This window comes from Bacillus swezeyi (assembly GCF_030908325.1).
Classification (GTDB): Bacteria; Bacillota; Bacilli; order Bacillales; family Bacillaceae; genus Bacillus; species Bacillus swezeyi.
Genome location: NZ_CP133085.1, coordinates 3,202,830 through 3,218,759, shown reverse-complemented (window position 1 = coordinate 3,218,759; position 15,930 = coordinate 3,202,830). Strand labels below are relative to the sequence as shown.

At 45.1% G+C, this 15,930-nt stretch carries 17 protein-coding genes, 1 tRNA gene and 1 riboswitch; of the genes, 17 read left to right on the top strand and 1 reads right to left on the bottom strand.

From position 1 onward, the window contains the following. The first annotated feature begins 148 nt into the window (after window positions 1-148). The 4 genes from trxA (at window position 149) to RBH91_RS15930 (ending at window position 5,135) form a co-directional block, all read left to right on the top strand. Window positions 149-463: a thioredoxin gene (gene trxA, locus RBH91_RS15945; RefSeq protein WP_076763108.1), complete on the top strand. Its 315-nt coding sequence runs from the start codon at window positions 149-151 to the stop codon at window positions 461-463. A 160-nt stretch (window positions 464-623) separates the two neighbouring features. After that, window positions 624-2,396, top strand: coding sequence for an excinuclease ABC subunit UvrC (uvrC, locus tag RBH91_RS15940; RefSeq protein WP_307892187.1), 1,773 nt, complete (start codon window positions 624-626; stop codon window positions 2,394-2,396). Between the two features lie 64 nt (window positions 2,397-2,460). Then, window positions 2,461-2,643, top strand: a riboswitch (Lysine riboswitch). Between the two features lie 142 nt (window positions 2,644-2,785). Continuing rightward, complete coding sequence (locus tag RBH91_RS15935) at window positions 2,786-4,018, top strand: aspartate kinase (protein ID WP_307892186.1); 1,233 nt, start codon at window positions 2,786-2,788, stop codon at window positions 4,016-4,018. Window positions 4,019-4,136: 118 nt separating this feature from the next. After that, window positions 4,137-5,135 (top strand): site-2 protease family protein, encoded by a 999-nt coding sequence (locus RBH91_RS15930; protein WP_307892185.1) that lies wholly within the window; start codon window positions 4,137-4,139, stop codon window positions 5,133-5,135. A gap of 139 nt (window positions 5,136-5,274) precedes the next feature. Here the strand turns inward: RBH91_RS15930 and RBH91_RS15925 are convergent, their stop codons facing one another. Then, window positions 5,275-5,718: a YslB family protein gene (locus RBH91_RS15925; RefSeq protein ID WP_307892184.1), complete on the bottom strand. Its 444-nt coding sequence runs from the start codon at window positions 5,716-5,718 to the stop codon at window positions 5,275-5,277. A gap of 302 nt (window positions 5,719-6,020) precedes the next feature. Here RBH91_RS15925 and RBH91_RS15920 point away from each other — a divergent pair, with 302 nt between their 5' ends. From RBH91_RS15920 to RBH91_RS15860, 13 genes are all read left to right on the top strand, one after another. Then, a complete protein-coding gene (locus RBH91_RS15920) occupies window positions 6,021-6,629 on the top strand; it encodes a succinate dehydrogenase cytochrome b558 subunit (RefSeq protein ID WP_076763097.1) in 609 nt (202 codons plus the stop codon). A gap of 33 nt (window positions 6,630-6,662) precedes the next feature. Then, a complete protein-coding gene (gene sdhA, locus RBH91_RS15915; RefSeq protein WP_076763095.1) occupies window positions 6,663-8,426 on the top strand; it encodes a succinate dehydrogenase flavoprotein subunit in 1,764 nt (587 codons plus the stop codon). Further along, entirely contained in the window at window positions 8,423-9,187 is a 765-nt protein-coding gene (sdhB, locus tag RBH91_RS15910; RefSeq protein WP_076763094.1) for a succinate dehydrogenase iron-sulfur subunit, read from the top strand. Before sdhA ends, sdhB begins: the two co-directional genes overlap by 4 nt. Before the next feature lie 59 nt (window positions 9,188-9,246). Continuing rightward, window positions 9,247-9,699, top strand: a complete 453-nt coding sequence (locus tag RBH91_RS15905) for an acyl-CoA thioesterase (RefSeq protein ID WP_307892183.1) — start codon at window positions 9,247-9,249, stop codon at window positions 9,697-9,699. Between the two features lie 36 nt (window positions 9,700-9,735). Next, a complete protein-coding gene (locus RBH91_RS15900; RefSeq protein WP_307892182.1) occupies window positions 9,736-10,434 on the top strand; it encodes an SDR family NAD(P)-dependent oxidoreductase in 699 nt (232 codons plus the stop codon). A gap of 196 nt (window positions 10,435-10,630) precedes the next feature. Continuing rightward, window positions 10,631-10,855: a spore germination transcription factor GerE gene (gene gerE / locus RBH91_RS15895; protein WP_003184172.1), complete on the top strand. Its 225-nt coding sequence runs from the start codon at window positions 10,631-10,633 to the stop codon at window positions 10,853-10,855. A 162-nt stretch (window positions 10,856-11,017) separates the two neighbouring features. Beyond that, window positions 11,018-11,461, top strand: a complete 444-nt coding sequence (locus tag RBH91_RS15890; RefSeq protein WP_076763090.1) for a MarR family winged helix-turn-helix transcriptional regulator — start codon at window positions 11,018-11,020, stop codon at window positions 11,459-11,461. A 7-nt stretch (window positions 11,462-11,468) separates the two neighbouring features. Continuing rightward, on the top strand, window positions 11,469-12,290 hold the full coding sequence (gene racE, locus RBH91_RS15885; protein WP_094777361.1) for a glutamate racemase: 822 nt from the start codon (window positions 11,469-11,471) through the stop codon (window positions 12,288-12,290). Between the two features lie 180 nt (window positions 12,291-12,470). Then, a complete protein-coding gene (locus RBH91_RS15880; RefSeq protein WP_076763087.1) occupies window positions 12,471-13,580 on the top strand; it encodes a GerMN domain-containing protein in 1,110 nt (369 codons plus the stop codon). A gap of 137 nt (window positions 13,581-13,717) precedes the next feature. Next, window positions 13,718-14,458: a ribonuclease PH gene (gene rph / locus RBH91_RS15875; protein WP_307892181.1), complete on the top strand. Its 741-nt coding sequence runs from the start codon at window positions 13,718-13,720 to the stop codon at window positions 14,456-14,458. Window positions 14,459-14,480: 22 nt separating this feature from the next. After that, on the top strand, window positions 14,481-15,068 hold the full coding sequence (locus RBH91_RS15870) for an XTP/dITP diphosphatase (protein ID WP_076763082.1): 588 nt from the start codon (window positions 14,481-14,483) through the stop codon (window positions 15,066-15,068). 16 nt (window positions 15,069-15,084) lie between these two features. Continuing rightward, the gene (locus RBH91_RS15865; RefSeq protein ID WP_307892180.1) at window positions 15,085-15,606 is read left to right on the top strand and encodes a metallophosphoesterase; all 522 of its coding nucleotides are present in this window, start codon (window positions 15,085-15,087) and stop codon (window positions 15,604-15,606) included. Between the two features lie 118 nt (window positions 15,607-15,724). Continuing rightward, window positions 15,725-15,798 (top strand) — tRNA-Arg (locus tag RBH91_RS15860). Window positions 15,799-15,930: the final 132 nt, after the last annotated feature.

Sequence of the window (15,930 nt, the reverse complement as noted above, 5' to 3'; positions counted from 1 at the left end):
ATGGGGTATGTGCCCTGCTCATGGGCGATACATTCGATGTGTAAAACACTGCAAGATAGGGAAACGTATACTCAAGCATTATGTTAGCGTGAACCAAAGGGAGATGCTATACTAAAAAGCATAATTTCACAATTGGAGGAATGAAAGAATGGCTATCGTAAAAGCAACTGATCAAACATTTTCAAATGAAACAAGCGAAGGCGTAGTTATTGCCGACTTTTGGGCTCCTTGGTGCGGACCTTGCAAAATGATTGCGCCTGTTCTAGAAGAGCTGGATCAAGAAATGGGAGACAAATTGAAAATCGTCAAAATTGATGTTGACGAAAACCAAGAAACTGCCGGCAAATACGGTGTGATGAGCATCCCGACTTTACTCATACTAAAAGACGGTGAAGTGGTTGAAACATCTGTCGGGTTCAAACCGAAAGAAGCGCTTGAAGAACTAGTCAACAAGCATTTGTAAAATAGAGACCGAGTAAAGGGCGATTCCAGAGGGATCGCTTTTTTCTTACAAAAACAGCGTATTCTAATAGCCTAAGGGACACCTTCAATTGTGGAGAACATGTGGTCGGTCATGGTAAACTGTAAATATGGAAAAACGCCGAAACAAGGAAGGATTTTTGATGAACAAAAAAATCAAAGAAAAGCTTGCCCTTCTGCCTGATCAGCCGGGCTGCTACTTGATGAAAGACAGGCAGGAGACCGTGATCTACGTCGGGAAAGCAAAAATATTAAAAAACCGGGTCCGCTCCTATTTCAGCGGCTCCCATGATGCAAAAACACAGCGGCTTGTCAGCGAAATCGAAGACTTTGAATACATTGTCACATCCTCGAATATCGAAGCGCTGATTCTTGAAATGAATTTAATCAAAAAGTATGACCCTAAATATAATGTGATGCTGAAAGACGATAAAAGCTATCCGTTTATCAAAATCACGAATGAGCGGCATCCGAAGCTGATCGTCACGCGGAATGTCAAAAAAGACAAAGGCCGCTATTTCGGCCCGTATCCGAACGTCCAGGCCGCAAGGGAGACGAAAAAGCTGCTAGACCGTCTGTATCCGCTCAGAAAATGCGCAAAGCTGCCCGACCGCGTCTGTCTGTACTATCACCTCGGGCAATGTCTGGCACCATGCGTCTATGATGTATCTGAGGAGACAAACAGACAGCTCACCGAAGAAATCACCCGCTTTTTAAAAGGCGGCTACAACGAAGTCAAGAAAGAGCTTGAAGCCAAAATGCTCGAAGCTTCTGAAAATCTTCAGTTTGAAAGAGCGAAGGAATACCGCGATCAGATTGCCCATATCGAGTCAACGATGGAAAAGCAGAAAATGACGATGAACGATATGCTCGACCGCGATGTATTTGCTTACTCGTATGACAAAGGCTGGATGTGCATTCAGGTCTTTTTTATCAGGCAAGGGAAGCTCATTGAAAGAGATGTCAGCTTGTTTCCTCTATACAGGGAAGCGGATGAAGAATTTTTGACATTCATGGGTCAATTCTATTCGAAAAACAATCACTTCCTTCCAAAAGAAATTTTGGTGCCGGACAGCGTTGACAAAGAGATGATTGAGGAGCTCCTGGACGTGAAAGTCCGCCAGCCGAAAAGGGGAGCGAAGAAAGACCTGCTTCTCCTTGCCCATAAAAACGCAAAGCTCGCTTTGAAAGAGAAGTTTTCACTCATCGAACGGGATGAGGAGCGGACGATCGGAGCGATTGAAAAGCTCGGCACAGCGCTGGGCATCTACACGCCGTACAAAATTGAAGCATTTGATAATTCAAATATTCAAGGAACGGACCCTGTATCGGCAATGGTTGTATTTCTCGATGGAAAGCCGCATAAAAAAGAGTACCGGAAATATAAGATCAAGACAGTAGCGGGACCGGACGACTACGGTTCAATGCGCGAAGTCATCAGAAGAAGATATACGAGGGTGCTGAAAGACAATCTGCCGCTTCCAGACTTGATTTTGATCGACGGAGGTAAAGGCCAGGTTTCCGCTGCCGTCGATGTGCTGGAAAATGAGCTGAATCTCGATGTCCCGGTCGCCGGTTTGGTGAAAGATGACAAGCACAGAACATCGAACCTTTTGATCGGCGATCCGCTTGAGATCGTTCAACTTGAACGGAACAGCCAGGAATTTTATCTGCTACAGCGCATTCAGGATGAAGTGCACCGGTTTGCCATCAGCTTCCACAGGCAGCTGAGGGGAAAAAGCGCTTTTCAATCGGTGCTTGACGGCATTCCGGGCGTCGGTGAGCAGCGGAAAAAGATGCTTTTAAAACACTTCGGTTCTGTCAAAAAAATGAAGGAAGCGAGCGCTGAAGATATCCACAAGGCCGGGATTCCGTTGAAAACCGCGCAGCTGATTGCGGAGGCTTTAAAAAAATAATGTTGAATTTTTAAAAAGAATCTGATAGAATTTGTACTAATTTCATAATAAGATCGTGTGATATGGTGAAGATAGAGGTGCGAACTTCAACAGTAAGCTTTCGGAGAAAGATGGATTTCAAAGAAGAAAGCTGAAAGGGGAGCGTCGCCGAAGCGGGTAAAAATTCCATTCGTTTTATCTGCTGGCTTTACATTGAATAAATGTAAGGCTGTCAAGAAAATCATTTTCTTGGAGGGCTATCTCGTTGTTTAAGATCATCGGCATTTTTGTTGGTTAAAGCAATGAGGGAATTCTCTCATTGCTTTTTTGTATGCTAAAACCGTACAAGCCGCAGATCAAGCTTTCCTCTTCATACATAAACACGCACGAAAACAAAAAGGGTGGTATTGATGGGTCTCATCGTCCAAAAATTCGGCGGAACTTCCGTAGGGTCAGTGGAAAAAATAGTAAACGTTGCAAGCCGGGTCATCGAAGAAAAACAGCGGGGACATGACGTTGTCGTCGTCGTTTCTGCAATGGGAAAATCGACGGATTCCCTTGTCGCACTTGCCAAAGAAATGGCTGAACAGCCGAGCCGGCGGGAAATGGATATGCTGCTGACAACCGGAGAGCAGGTGACGATTTCTCTTTTAACAATGGGATTACAGGAAAAGGGATATGATGCGGTTTCCTATACAGGCTGGCAGGCCGGCATCCAAACCGAAAACATCCACGGCAATGCAAGGATTACCAATATTGAAACAGCAAAGCTGAAAGAGCGTCTGAAAGAAGGAAAAATCATTGTTGTCGCAGGATTTCAAGGTGTTACGGACGAAGGGGAAATCACAACGCTTGGCAGAGGCGGATCAGATACGACAGCCGTTGCCCTCGCCGCTGCACTGAAAGCCGATAAATGCGATATTTACACAGACGTGCCAGGGGTCTTCACAACAGATCCGCGCTATGTCAAAACCGCCAGAAAGCTTGAAGGAATCTCCTATGATGAAATGCTGGAGCTTGCCAATCTCGGAGCGGGCGTCCTGCATCCGAGAGCAGTTGAATTTGCAAAGAACTATCGGGTGCCTTTGGAAGTTCGTTCAAGCACGGAAAAAGAAGCGGGCACATTAATCGAGGAGGAATCATCCATGGAGCAGAATTTAATCGTAAGAGGAATTGCGTTTGAAGATCAAATTACACGCATCACAGTATGCGGCCTTTCCAGCGGCTTGACAACGCTGTCAACGATTTTCACAACGCTTGCCAAACAAAACATCAACGTCGACATCATCATTCAATCAGTGACAAGCATAAGTAAAACATCGATCTCATTCTCTGTGAAAACAGAAGATCTGCAAAGAACGGTGCAGGTCCTTGAAGAGTACAAAGACGCACTCGACTACGAACAGATTGAGACGGAAAACAGGCTTGCCAAAGTGTCGATCGTCGGCTCCGGCATGATTTCAAACCCGGGTGTGGCCGCTGAGATGTTTGCGGTTCTTGCCGAAAAAAACATCCAGGTTAAAATGGTGAGCACGTCAGAGATTAAAGTTTCCACCGTCATCAGTGAAAGCGATATGGTGAAAGCTGTGGAAGCATTGCATGATGCTTTTGAACTGTCGAAAATAAGCATGACTGCCAATTAAAAATCCTAGAGACATCTCTAGGATTTCTTTTTTTGTCTGAAGGAAGGAATTCAAGGATGTCAAATTTATGTTATCATTACCATAATGAGGAGCCAAAAGGAGAGAATAGAATCATATTATGATTGGATTCATACATACTATAGGTCCAGTGGCTGTAGCGATTATTGCCAGCATTGTTGTACACGAGCTGGGGCACGTCCTTTTCGGGTGCATCGTCAGGCATCATGTTCAATGGCTGGCAGTTGGGCCGTTTATCATATTTAGAAATGGGAAAATAACATGTCGATGGAAACACAAATATTTTGGAGGCGCAGTTTTTTTATACGGTGAATCCATTAAAAATAAAAAAACGTATCAAAAAGAAAAAGGAAAATCCGTTGTGAGCCTTTTGGGAGGCCCAATCACAAGTTTCTTGACGGGATTTGTCTTTCTGAACTTTGTACCTCATCATGAATACTCTTTATATTTTGGTATTTTCTCACTTTTAATAGGCGCTGTTACACTGCTATTTACAGATGGACCGCCTGCATTGCTCATTTTAACCAATAGGCTTTATGCAAAACTGCATTTTCTGAACGTGGAATTGCTGTCATATCAAACAGAGAAGCCATTTGATTTTTTGCTGAAGGAATTGGGAGAGCAGCTGCATAAAGTGAAGGCGGATTCGATTGAAAAAATGAGCCTGACTTCCTTGAGTGCGTTGTTTTTTTATTTATATTGTGCACAAATAGAGTTTGATATGAGCAGCCGCAAAAAACTTGAGATGTTTCAACATGTATTGAAAGAACTGGAAGACAAAGGGCTTGGCTCAATTAGAAATAAACAAAAAAGGTCTTTACTGAACGCAATTGTTTATTTAGAAGAAATGAATTTATTCATGGAAAATAACAAAGAAGCAGCAGCGAAGCTGTATTCAAAGCTGGCTGATAAAGAAGACAACCGTTTAAATGAGCTGAAACGAGGCGCCGTCATCAATCATGATGATAAGGCAAAAGAGCTCTATATCAGTGAATTAAATTCTGATATTTTTAACCGTCATACACTACTTGTCAAAATAGAAGAACAATTTATTCAAAAAGCGAGAGAACACATACACAAAAAACAAGGTTCCGCATGACGAAGAAATAGACGTTAGAGGAGTTTAAATGAAGCGGATGTATTATTTGCTGACATTTTAGCAGCCGGTTGCGTACATAGCGAAATTTAGACTTTATGGTAAAAAGGGCTGCTGTTCATTTTCAGCAGCCCTTCCTTGATCATGCCGGGTCTTTCAAATCCCATTTCACAGTCAAAACAACTTTTTCGGCTCTTTTTTTCACCTGCTCATACGATTCGGCGATATGCTCATTCATCAGCTGGATTTGCTCGGCGATAAACCCGGCTTCAAGCTGAAAGCAAGGCTCTTTTTGATATTTGAGGCGGTTTGAGACCAGCAGCCCTTCAAGTTCAAATTCAAGCTCCTGCTTTTTTGAATGAACGATCGTAAGCGTTCCCCAGCTTGCGTCATGAAAAAATGCAGGGATATCCTCCCAGGCATCGAGCGGGAACTTGCGGGCAAGGTTTTTTCCGGCCCAATACATCATGTCTGCATAGTCTTGTCCCAGCATATCCGGAAGCAGCACTTCCCTGATTAATTCATAGCCATATGCGGAGACTTCCAGCTCTTTTAATTGCGCTAAGTTTGCTTCATATTTATTCATTGTCCAATGTCTCCCCTCTTTCCTCCGTTTATTATAGCTTAAATCGGGGGAGAGATTACAGAGAGGAGATGCATTTGCAAAGAAAAAAATCTATTATATTTATATTTTGATAAAATAAAATTTTCTAAAATCTCATTAAATATTAGAAAATTTCAATTTATGTACGCGTTTTCTTGACGCTTTTTTCTCATAGGAGTAAAATGAAATTGTCATAAAAACTTAACAAAGTGCGATATTTGAAACAGGACGGGGGATAGGAGACCTTTCATTTTTACAGCACTTTTCAACTAGGGGGTTAAGCAATGGCCGGGAACAGAGAGTTTGTGTATCGAAGATTACATTCTTTGCTTGGCGTTATACCGGTGGGTCTATTTTTGATTCAGCATTTAGTTGTCAACCATTTTGCGGCAAGCGGAGAAGAGGCGTTTAACAATGCCGCTCATTTTATGGAAAACCTGCCGTTCAGGTACGCTTTGGAAATCTTCGTGATTTTCCTTCCGCTGATTTATCATGCTGTTTATGGTGTATACATAGCTTTTACAGCGAAAAATAATGCGGGCAGATTTGGGTTTTTTAGAAACTGGATGTTCGTTTTGCAGCGGATTACAGGAATCATTACTTTAATTTTCGTCAGCTGGCACGTCTGGGAAACACGGATCGCTGCGCAGATGGGCGCTGAAGTGAACTATGACATGATGGCTGATATTTTGAGCTCCCCGATCATGCTCGGCTTTTACATTGTAGGTGTCCTCTCAACAATCTTCCACTTTTCAAACGGTTTATGGTCGTTTGCTGTTACTTGGGGAATTACCGTTTCTCCGCGTTCACAGCGAATCTCCACGTTTGTGACAATGGGAGTCTTTGTTGTGCTGTCCTATGTAGGGCTTAGAGCGATTTTGGCATTTGTGTAAAAGAACTAGATTACTAGAGGGAGTGGGGCTGGCATGAGTAACTCAAGCATCATCGTTGTCGGCGGAGGACTTGCGGGTCTGATGGCGACCATTAAAGCTGCGGAAGCAGGAACAAACGTAAAACTATTTTCCATCGTTCCGGTGAAGCGCTCACATTCGGTATGTGCGCAAGGCGGAATCAACGGAGCGGTTAATACAAAAGGCGAAGGCGACTCCCCTTGGGAGCATTTTGACGATACGGTATACGGCGGCGACTTTTTGGCCAACCAGCCGCCGGTCAAAGCGATGTGTGAAGCTGCGCCGTCGATCATTCATCTGCTCGACCGCATGGGTGTCATGTTCAACAGAACACCGGAAGGCTTGCTTGATTTCCGGCGCTTCGGAGGAACGCAGCATCACAGAACGGCATATGCCGGCGCGACGACAGGTCAGCAGCTTCTGTATGCACTTGATGAACAGGTCCGCCGCTTTGAAGTCGAAGGGCTTGTTTCAAAATATGAAGGATGGGAATTTCTGGGCGCGGTGCTTGACGATGACAGAACGTGCCGCGGCATTGTCGCGCAAAATTTAACGACGATGGAAATCGACTCCTTCCGTGCGGACGCCGTCATCATGGCAACCGGCGGACCGGGAATCATCTTTGGAAAATCGACGAACTCGATGATCAATACAGGATCAGCGGCTTCAATCGTCTACCAGCAGGGCGCCTACTATGCGAACGGAGAATTCATTCAGATTCACCCGACCGCCATTCCGGGGGACGACAAGCTTAGATTGATGAGTGAATCGGCACGCGGTGAAGGCGGACGAGTCTGGACATATAAAGACGGGAAACCTTGGTATTTCCTCGAGGAAAAATATCCGGCGTACGGAAACCTTGTGCCGCGCGATATCGCAACCCGCGAAATATTTGATGTGTGCGTAAGGCAGAAACTCGGAATCAATGGCGAAAACATGGTTTACCTCGATCTTTCCCATAAAGATCCGAAAGAGCTTGATATCAAGCTTGGCGGTATCATCGAAATCTATGAAAAATTCATGGGTGATGACCCGCGCAAGCTGCCGATGAAAATTTTCCCTGCCGTTCACTACTCTATGGGCGGACTTTGGGTTGATTACAACCAAATGACAAACATTCCGGGGCTGTTCGCCGCGGGAGAATGCGATTATTCCATGCACGGCGGCAACCGTCTGGGAGCGAACTCGCTCTTGTCCGCGATTTACGGCGGCATGGTGGCCGGCCCGAAAGCAGTTGAATACACTCAAGGGCTTGAAACATCTGCCGAAGATTTGTCATCTTCTCTATATGACGATCATGTCAGCAAAGAAGAAGAAAAATGGGCGGACATTATGAAGATGGACGGAAATGAAAATGCTTATGTACTTCATAAAGAGCTTGGCGAATGGATGACTGACAATGTGACGGTCGTACGTCATAATGACAAGCTTTTGAAAACCGATGAGAAAATTCAGGAACTTGCTGAACGCTTCCAAAACATTAACATTAACGATACGACAAAGTGGAGCAACCAAGGGGCCGTATTTACTCGTCAGCTGCGCAACATGCTGCAGTTGGCAAGGGTGGTCACGCTAGGAGCATACAACCGAAACGAAAGCCGCGGCGCCCATTATAAACCGGATTTCCCTGACCGTAATGATGAGGAATGGCTGAAAACGACAATGGCGAAACATACAGGCGATTTTGAAGCCCCGAAATTCCATTATGAGGATGTCGATGTTTCATTAATCGCACCGCGTAAACGGGATTACTCGAAGAAAAAGGTGGCGAAATCATGAGTGAAAATAAGACAATCAGGTTCATCATCACTCGTCAGGATACAGCGGATTCCGATGCTTATCAGGAAGAATTTGTGATTGCTTACCGTCCGAACATGAACGTCATTTCTGCTTTAATGGAAATCAGAAGGAATCCGGTCAATGCAAAAGGGGAAAAAACGTCCCCGATTACATGGGATATGAACTGTCTGGAAGAAGTGTGCGGCGCTTGTTCCATGGTTATCAACGGGAAGCCGAGACAATCGTGCACAGCCCTGATTGACAAGCTTGAGCAGCCGATTCGCCTTGAGCCGATGAAAACATTTCCGGTTGTCCGAGACCTACAAGTAGACCGGAGCCGGATGTTTAATTCCTTGAAGAAAGTCAAAGCATGGGTGCCGATCGACGGCACATATGATTTGGGACCCGGGCCGAGAATGCCTGAAAAAAGACGCCAGTGGGCCTATGAGCTGTCAAAATGCATGACATGCGGCGTCTGTCTTGAAGCTTGTCCAAACGTGAATAATAAATCAAACTTTATCGGTCCTGCTCCGCTTTCACAAGTCCGCTTATTCAACGCCCACCCGACGGGGGCGATGAACAAGTCTGAGCGGCTTGAAGCGATTATGGGAGACGGCGGTCTGGCGGAGTGCGGGAATTCGCAAAACTGTGTTCAGTCTTGTCCGAAAGGAATTCCTTTAACAACATCAATCGCCGCCTTAAACAGAGATACAACCATCCAGTCGTTTAAAAACTTCTTCGGAAGCGACAACACAGAGTAACTTGAAACACACCTCTTCAGTTTGAAGAGGTGTTTTCATATCAAAAGGGGATGAAAACATTGAAATTGCCGGGATATATCGAGGAACCGTTTGACAGTTGGTGTCAGTCGTTTTCTTTTTTTGAGGAAGTATCTGTCCGTTTTTCAGAAACAGATATGTTCGGTCATATGAACAATGTGACACCGTTCATCTATTTTGAAGAAACGCGAATTTCTTATTTTAAACATCTTCGCACCATGGACCATCTTGCAGATGAGCACAGCAGGACAATTCCTGTCGTGGCCAGCCAGCAATGCGATTATTTTCAGCAGGTAATGCTTCATGAAAACTTAAAAATCGGCGTCAAAACGGCTGCTGTCGGCAATGCCTCACTCACGCTCCACTACTTGGCGAAAAATGAAGCCGGTACGCCATGTTTCACAGGAAAAGCCGTCATGGTGCAGATTGCCAAGGATACGGGGACACCGGAGAACTGGACAAACGAGCAAAAAGCAAAGTTGCTTGGTGGCTGATTCATTTCCTGAGAAATAATGTGTAAGGAGAGAGACATGAAAAAAGCGGTGGTGATCGGCGCCAGTTCAGGAATCGGCAAAGCGCTTGCCGAAAAGCTTTCAGCGGAAGGTGTTGTACTGGGACTTGCTGCAAGGCGGGAAGAGCTTCTTGTTAAATTGCGTGATAGCCTGCCAGGTCTTTCATATATCAAAAAAATTGATGCAGCCGACAGCGAGCGTGCGAATATGCTGTTAAAAGATCTGATTCGTGAGATGGGAAGGGTGGACACCGTTTTCATTTGTTCAGGCGTCGGCTATTTGGAAACGGAAATGGACTGGCGGAAAGAAAAAGAAACAATTGATGTCAATATTGCGGGGTTTGTGTCTTGTTCAAACTTGTTTGTCGATCATTTTATCCAAAATGGCAAAGGCTGTTTAGTCGGTATCTCATCAATTGCAGCGCTCCGGGGAAACGGAGCAGCCGTCACCTACGGGGCTTCAAAAGCGTTTGTCTCAAACTATTTAAAAGGCCTGCGCCAAAAAGTGAAAACGTTCGAGAGTGCTGACATTGTCATTACCGAAATTCAGCCCGGTTTCGTCCATACCGCCCTTGCAAAAGGAGATCAATTGTTTTGGGCCGCCTCCCCTGAAAAGGCTGCGGCGCAAATTGTCAGGGCCGTGCGAAAAAAGAAAACACACGCTTATATTACAAAACGATGGCGGATCATCGCATGGATTTTGAAATGCCTTCCTTAAAGAAGGTGTATCACCAGGCGCTGATAAGAAAGAGCGAGCTCTTGATCGCTCAGGGGCCAAAAATAGGTGTTTGAGGGAACCCTTTTCTCCGTCAGAAACGTCACCGACCTTGCGTATGTTTCATATGATATCACGACTATATCGAAACCCATTCGTTTCAGATCAGCTCTCACCTTAGCAAGGAGGGTTACAATACTTGAAGGAGAAAGAGTTTCAATCAAAGCCGCTGCTAACAAAAAGAGAAAGAGAAGTGTTCGAATTGCTCGTTCAAGACAAGACAACAAAGGAAATCGCAAGCGAGCTCTTTATAAGTGAAAAGACTGTTCGTAATCACATTTCCAATGCAATGCAAAAATTGGGAGTGAAAGGCCGTTCGCAAGCTGTTGTTGAACTTCTTCGAATGGGTGAGCTAGAGCTCTAACTTGAGCCGGTGTTCCTTCTTGGATAAAGAAGGGAACCGGTTATTTGTTTTTTTGGCATGAGTTGTATATTCATGTTGAAGTCTTGCAATTTATGTAGAAAAGAAGGAAAATAGACTCGAGTGTTTTGCAAACAAAACAACGAGTTGAGCGAGGTAGAGAAAATGAATTCGAAAGCTTCTTTGAATCACATTGCGGATATTGAAAAATCTCTCCGCCATATCGCGGGCATCATTAAACAAAAAGGCAGAGAAATTCTTACCCAATATACGATTACGCCTCCCCAGTTTGTCGGCCTGCAGTGGCTGTTTGAATACGGGGACATGACGATAGGCGAATTATCCCAAAAAATGTATCTGGCGTGCAGCACAACGACAGATTTAATTGACCGAATGGAGAAAAACAACCTTGTTGAACGGGTAAAAGACCCTTCTGACAGACGGGTTGTCCGGATTCGCCTGTTATCAGAAGGAGAACGAATCATCCAGGAGGTTATTCAAAAAAGGCAGGATTATTTGGAAAACATGTTAGAAGCGTTTTCTGAAAAAGAAACAGCCGATTTTGAAAAATTATTAATTAAACTTCAGCAGGAAATGAATAGAAAATGAGGCGATTTTGTTGGATCAACCGATAGGAGTCATTGATTCGGGAGTTGGCGGTTTAACTGTTGCAAAGGAAATCATGAGGCAGCTGCCAAAAGAAAACATCATTTATCTCGGAGATACAAAAAGATGTCCATACGGACCGAGGGACAGAAAAGAAGTCCTTTCATATACATGGGAAATGACAAACTACCTGTTATCCCGCCATCATATTAAAATGCTCGTGATCGCGTGCAATACAGCAACGGCCATCGCATTGGACGAAATCAGCCGGGAAGTCGCCATTCCCGTCATCGGAGTGGTGCAGCCGGGGGCCAGAACCGCCATTAAAGTGACAGAAAATCAGCGGATCGGCGTCATCGGAACGGAAAATACGATTAGAAGCGGAGCATATGAAGAAGCGCTGCTTTCGCTAAACAGCGATCTGACGGTGGAAAATTTGGCTTGTCCAATGTTTGTGCCGTTTGTGGAAAGCGGTAAATTTTTGGATGAAACGGCTGATGAGATTGTCAGGTCATCACTATATCCGCTCAGGGATTCTTCAATTGATACACTGATTCTCGGGTGCACGCACTATCCCATTTTAAAAGATCCGATTCAGCGCTATATGGGCGAGCGCGTCAGCATTATTTCTTCAGGAGATGAGACCGCCAGAGAGGTCAGCACGATTTTGTCCTACAATGGCCTCTTGAACAAAAACGCTGTCTCTCCAGAACATCTATTTTTAACAACTGGAGATCGTGCCCGTTTTAAAAAAATCGCAAACGATTGGTTTGGATATGAAGTGAAAAATGTTGAAAGCATCTCGCTTAAAGAAAAAACCGCAATAAAGTAAAAGCTGCCGGAAACGGCAGCTTTTTGGCGCTTCGCCACAAACCCGGCCTTTTCTGTCAAAGAAAAGGTTTTTTGTTTTTCAGCAAGCTTTCATGCATGATAACGAATTTTTAAAAAACGGTCTAATTCAAAAAATGGGCTCGTATACATGGTAGTACAAACTGCCTTAGGAGGGAAAAGTATGCTGAAAAAAGGAATGAAAGGAATCGCGGTCTCTGTCACAGCATCCGCGCTGCTTCTTTCCGGATGCGGAATATTTCAGTCAGATCAAGCCTCAGAGGAAATAGATCCGCCGCAGGATATCACATACGTAAAAGAGGAGAAGGAGCAAGACCAAACGGACAAAACGAAAGACCAAACAGATGACAAAGACAGCAAAACGACCGGTGAACATAAAGCTGCACAGGATAGCGACACGGTGATGAGAGAGCTTTATCTGATTGATAAAAACGGATATGTCACAGCACAGACGCTCCCTCTTCCAAAACAGGAAGGGACGGCCAAGCAAGCGCTCGAATACCTTGTTGAAGGCGGGCCGGTCTCTAACGTACTGCCAAATGGATTCAGAGCCGTGCTGCCGGCAGATACAACCGTAAATGTTGATATAAAAGAAGACGGGACAGCGGTCGCCGATTTCTCAAAAGAATTTAAAAACTATAAGGCTGAAGATGAACAAAAAATCGTCCAGGCGATTACATGGACGCTGACGCAATTTAATTCAGTTGATAAAGTGAAAATCCGCATGAACGGTCATGATTTAAAAGAAATGCCTGTCAACGGCACGCCGATCTCGGAAGAACTCAGCCGCGAAGACGGCATCAACCTGGACACAGCAGGTGTCACGGATATGACCGCTACACAGCCTGTAACCGTTTATTATTTGGCTGAATCTGATGAAGGCGCATACTATGTACCGGTGACTAAGCGCACCTCAGATAAAGAAAATGACCAGGTGACAGCGGCGATTGAAGAACTGGCGGAAGGGCCGAGCAATAAAAGCGGGCTGCTGTCGGACTTCCAAGGGGACGTCAAGCTTGAAAGCAAGCCGAAAATTGAAGACGGCCATGTGACCCTCGACTTTAACGAAGCCATTTACGGCAGTGCAGATGGCGAAAAGAAAGTCATTTCAGACGAGGTGTTAAACAGCATCGTTTTGACATTGACCGAGCTTCCGGATATTAAAAGCGTTTCCGTCACGGTTAACGGAAAAGCCGAACTGGTGAATGAAAAGGGCGAAAAGCTTTCAAAACCTGTCTCAAGACCGAGCCGGGTGAACACAGGTAGTTTTTAGCCGGACATTTTTGATATACTATAAAAAAAGAGGTGAGCGCATAAAGCTGCCTCTTTCTTTGTTCAGCTTTTCAGAACGCGCTTTCTTAAAGCGAAATTATTGTCAAATGTTTATGTACATACAATCGGAGGTAAAAAATGAGATACGATGGAAGAGAAAACAATGAACTGCGCCCTGTATCGATGGAGCTTGACTTCATCACACATCCTGAAGGATCGGTTCTGATCACAGTCGGTGATACAAAGGTGATATGCAATGCTTCTGTAGAAGACCGCGTCCCGCCCTTTTTAAGAGGGGAAGGGAAGGGCTGGATTACGGCGGAATACAGCATGCTGCCCCGTGCGACAAACCAAAGAACGATCAGGGAATCGTCAAAAGGAAAAATTTCCGGAAGAACGATGGAAATCCAAAGACTGATTGGACGAGCTTTGCGGGCGGTCGTTGATTTAGAAAAGCTCGGTGAGCGGACCATCTGGATCGACTGCGACGTCATTCAGGCAGATGGGGGCACAAGAACGGCGTCGATCACCGGAGCGTTTACGGCCATGGCATTAGCTGTCGGACGCCTTGTTGAAGAAGGCACCCTCAAATCGATGCCGATCAACGATTTTTTGGCTGCTACATCAGTGGGGATTGATCGGGAAAATGGGCTCATCCTTGATTTGAACTATCAGGAAGATTCAAACGCAGAGGTTGATATGAATGTCGTTATGACAGGAGAAGGCCGTTTTGTCGAGCTGCAGGGAACCGGAGAGGAAGCGACGTTTTCCAAAAACGAATTGGACGGGCTTTTGGAGCTTGCCGAAAAAGGGATCGCAGAACTCATCGAAAAGCAGAAAGAAGTGCTCGGTGATGTTGCGGCGGCCATTCAACAATAATTTGAGAAAGGCTTGATATGAAATGAAAGAAGTCATCATCGCCACAAAAAATGAAGGGAAAGTCAAGGAATTCAAAGAGATGCTTGAACCGAGAGGCTACGATGTCAAATCTCTGTTAGATATCGGCTATACGGCCGAAATCGAGGAAACCGGACAAACATTTGAAGAAAATGCAATGATTAAAGCGGAGACGATTTCAAAAGAGACCGGCAAAATGGTCATTGCAGATGATTCCGGACTGTCGGTCGATTATCTCGGCGGCAGCCCGGGGGTATATTCGGCGCGCTATGCCGGAGAAGAAAAAAATGACCTCGCCAACTTAAAAAAAGTATTGAAAGAGCTTGAAGGGATCGAAAAAGAAGATCGCTCAGCAAGATTTAGATGTGCGCTTGCTCTGTGCATTCCGGGGCAAAAAACCAAAACGGTCGAAGGCGCAGTCGAAGGGTTTATTGCCGAGCAGCCGGAAGGGACAAACGGTTTCGGCTACGACCCGATCTTTCTGGTCAAAGATAAGGATCAGACAATGGCTCAGCTCTCAAGCGGAGAGAAGAACAAAATCAGCCACAGGGCGGAAGCGCTGAAAAAGCTGTCCGCTTTATTGGATGAATAAGAGAGGAGGAGCCGGAATGAAGGTGCTGATCGTCAGCGACAGCCACGGCCTTGAACATGAGCTGCAAACGATCGCAGAACGGCATGAGAAGGATGTGGATCTCAGCATCCACTGCGGAGATTCCGAACTTGACCCTTCTCACCCGGCACTTGCCTCTTACTTAACGGTAAAAGGAAACTGCGACTTTTACGGAGATTTTAAAGATGAAATCGTCGTTCCGGTCGGATCAAGAAAGCTCTTTTTTACACACGGACATTTATATGGTATCAAACAGTCGCTGTTAAACGTTTATTACAGGGCGGCCGAGCTTGAAGCCGATATCATCTGCTTCGGTCACTCCCACATCGCGGGAAGCGAGCTGATGGACGGGAAACTGCTGATCAACCCCGGCAGCATCCGCCTTCCGCGGGTGCGGAGAGACAAAACTTATGCTATACTAAGCATTGATACAGACAATACGTCTGTCCGTTTTTACGGTACAGACGGACGTGAGATCGAAAGTTTGGCAAATCATTACCAATTGCCATCAGATTCATGAGGAAGAATTTTTTTCTTCCTCGTGATGAAAAAAATTCTAAAAAGTTGTTGACTTTGCGACCTAATACGAATATAATAAATCTTGTCGCTGATAGTTAAAGCAAACAAAACAACATTATGTCCCAGTAGCTCAGCAGGATAGAGCAACGGCCTTCTAAGCCGTCGGTCGGGAGTTCGAATCTCTCCTGGGACGTCACATCAAAAAATCCCCAAACCTATTGATAATTCAAGGGTTTGGGGATTTTTTGTTTGTTTAGAACCTTTGTTTATGGTTTAAAAGTGCGTTTTGGGAGTGAACTGGGAGCGGATTTTCACCAAGCGCTGT

What these genes read in the sequence shown, in the direction of transcription:
- sdhB (WP_076763094.1), top strand. Translation starts at nt 8,423, where the DNA reads ATGAGTGAAAATAAGACAATCAGGTTCATCATCACTCGTCAGGATACA.
- RBH91_RS15925 (WP_307892184.1), bottom strand. Translation starts at nt 5,718, where the DNA reads ATGAATAAATATGAAGCAAACTTAGCGCAATTAAAAGAGCTGGAAGTC.
- RBH91_RS15930 (WP_307892185.1), top strand. Translation starts at nt 4,137, where the DNA reads ATGATTGGATTCATACATACTATAGGTCCAGTGGCTGTAGCGATTATT.
- RBH91_RS15870 (WP_076763082.1), top strand. Translation starts at nt 14,481, where the DNA reads ATGAAAGAAGTCATCATCGCCACAAAAAATGAAGGGAAAGTCAAGGAA.
- RBH91_RS15920 (WP_076763097.1), top strand. Translation starts at nt 6,021, where the DNA reads ATGGCCGGGAACAGAGAGTTTGTGTATCGAAGATTACATTCTTTGCTT.
- sdhA (WP_076763095.1), top strand. Translation starts at nt 6,663, where the DNA reads ATGAGTAACTCAAGCATCATCGTTGTCGGCGGAGGACTTGCGGGTCTG.
- RBH91_RS15880 (WP_076763087.1), top strand. Translation starts at nt 12,471, where the DNA reads ATGCTGAAAAAAGGAATGAAAGGAATCGCGGTCTCTGTCACAGCATCC.
- RBH91_RS15900 (WP_307892182.1), top strand. Translation starts at nt 9,736, where the DNA reads ATGAAAAAAGCGGTGGTGATCGGCGCCAGTTCAGGAATCGGCAAAGCG.
- RBH91_RS15935 (WP_307892186.1), top strand. Translation starts at nt 2,786, where the DNA reads ATGGGTCTCATCGTCCAAAAATTCGGCGGAACTTCCGTAGGGTCAGTG.
- uvrC (WP_307892187.1), top strand. Translation starts at nt 624, where the DNA reads ATGAACAAAAAAATCAAAGAAAAGCTTGCCCTTCTGCCTGATCAGCCG.
- trxA (WP_076763108.1), top strand. Translation starts at nt 149, where the DNA reads ATGGCTATCGTAAAAGCAACTGATCAAACATTTTCAAATGAAACAAGC.
- RBH91_RS15890 (WP_076763090.1), top strand. Translation starts at nt 11,018, where the DNA reads ATGAATTCGAAAGCTTCTTTGAATCACATTGCGGATATTGAAAAATCT.
- RBH91_RS15865 (WP_307892180.1), top strand. Translation starts at nt 15,085, where the DNA reads ATGAAGGTGCTGATCGTCAGCGACAGCCACGGCCTTGAACATGAGCTG.
- rph (WP_307892181.1), top strand. Translation starts at nt 13,718, where the DNA reads ATGAGATACGATGGAAGAGAAAACAATGAACTGCGCCCTGTATCGATG.